The organism is Geobacillus sp. BMUD, from assembly GCF_013096845.1.
Classification (GTDB): Bacteria; Bacillota; Bacilli; order Bacillales; family Anoxybacillaceae; genus Geobacillus; species Geobacillus vulcani.
Genome location: NZ_SDLA01000044.1, coordinates 1 through 915, shown reverse-complemented (window position 1 = coordinate 915; position 915 = coordinate 1). Strand labels below are relative to the sequence as shown.

General features: G+C 53.4%; 4 tRNA genes and 1 rRNA gene. All 5 read left to right on the top strand.

Annotation, left to right across the window (positions count from 1 at the left end):
* Positions 1-233, top strand: a 23S ribosomal RNA gene (locus ETC05_RS17280); the annotation flags it as partial.
* A 293-nt stretch (positions 234-526) separates the two neighbouring features.
* A tRNA-Asn gene (locus ETC05_RS17275) sits at positions 527-601 on the top strand.
* Positions 602-605: 4 nt separating this feature from the next.
* A tRNA-Ser gene (locus ETC05_RS17270) sits at positions 606-696 on the top strand.
* A gap of 14 nt (positions 697-710) precedes the next feature.
* Positions 711-782: transfer RNA gene (locus ETC05_RS17265), tRNA-Glu, on the top strand.
* 8 nt (positions 783-790) lie between these two features.
* Positions 791-866 (top strand) — tRNA-Val (locus ETC05_RS17260).
* Positions 867-915: the final 49 nt, after the last annotated feature.

The following is a 915-nucleotide window of genomic DNA, read 5'->3' as shown; positions in this document are numbered from 1 at the left end:
GGGATGGACGCACCGCTGGTGTACCAGTTGTCCCGCCAGGGGCACCGCTGGGTAGCTATGTGCGGACGGGATAAGCGCTGAAAGCATCTAAGCGTGAAGCCCCCCTCAAGATGAGATTTCCCACCGCGTGAAGCGGGTAAGATCCCTCGAAGATGACGAGGTCGATAGGTCCGAGGTGGAAGCGTGGCGACACGTGGAGCTGACGGATACTAATCGATCGAGGGCTTAACCTAGAAAAGCGGAGGCGAGCGGTTCGCCGCGACGGGCAAATGTTCTTCGCCCGCAGGGGTGCTTGCACCCCGAGGGAGAAGGTTATTTGATCCCGAGCGGCGGCGAGCCGGAGCTAGACAGTACGAAGCGCGGCTTCTTCCGACGGTTATCTAGTTTTGAAGGAATGAAAAAAGCCTTGACAGCTCATCACGAATCATTATAATAGTAAATGTCTAAAGAGATATCTTTCAGCAGCGGCTCAGTGACGAGCAGTTGCATGATCAAATCAGTTTGAGAAACTAGACATTGTTATGATTCCGCAGTAGCTCAGTGGTAGAGCAATCGGCTGTTAACCGATTGGTCGCAGGTTCGAATCCTGCCTGCGGAGCCATCGTGGAGAGCTGTCCGAGTGGTCGAAGGAGCACGATTGGAAATCGTGTAGGCGTGAATAGCGCCTCAAGGGTTCGAATCCCTTGCTCTCCGCCATTATCCATCAGCATGGCCCGTTGGTCAAGTGGTTAAGACACCGCCCTTTCACGGCGGTAACACGGGTTCGAATCCCGTACGGGTCAATTTTCGTGGAGGATTAGCTCAGCTGGGAGAGCACTTGCCTTACAAGCAAGGGGTCGGCGGTTCGATCCCGTCATCCTCCACCACTTTCAAACATACAAAACAAAACTCAGCGCATTATTGAAATAAGTTCAT